General features: G+C 38.1%; 1 pseudogene. It reads left to right on the top strand.

Features of this window, described 5'->3' with window-relative positions:
* Positions 1–323: pseudogene (locus tag H5158_RS22975) on the top strand (hypothetical protein); the annotation flags it as partial.

Below are 323 nucleotides of genomic sequence, written 5' to 3'. Positions count from 1 at the left end.
CATTGGTGGGTGCCCGCACTTACTTTTTCTTGGAACCTGTTTTTTCTTAATTTATTACCAATAACAGAGAGTTACCTCCCTAAAAAGCAAATATATTTTGACAGAAAAAAACAGTTAGTCGGCTTTACCTATAAGATACCTGGTTGTGAAGAGCGTGATGAGCTGGGTAATTGTTGTTTTAAATGGGCTGATATTGTATGCCACCTTGATATAGTGGCAACACGCCCGGGTGTAATGGGGTTTGTGCCTTTTATTAGTCATATTGATGAGGATAAATACCCTGAGACTAAAATAGCTGTTCAAGTGCCTGATAACTCAAATAA

The sequence above is a fragment of the Pseudoalteromonas sp. SR45-6 genome (assembly GCF_014163545.1).
Classification (GTDB): domain Bacteria; phylum Pseudomonadota; class Gammaproteobacteria; order Enterobacterales; family Alteromonadaceae; genus Pseudoalteromonas; species Pseudoalteromonas rhizosphaerae.
The sequence above is the reverse complement of the archived record's forward strand: the minus strand, read 5'-3'. Positions and strand labels throughout refer to the sequence as shown.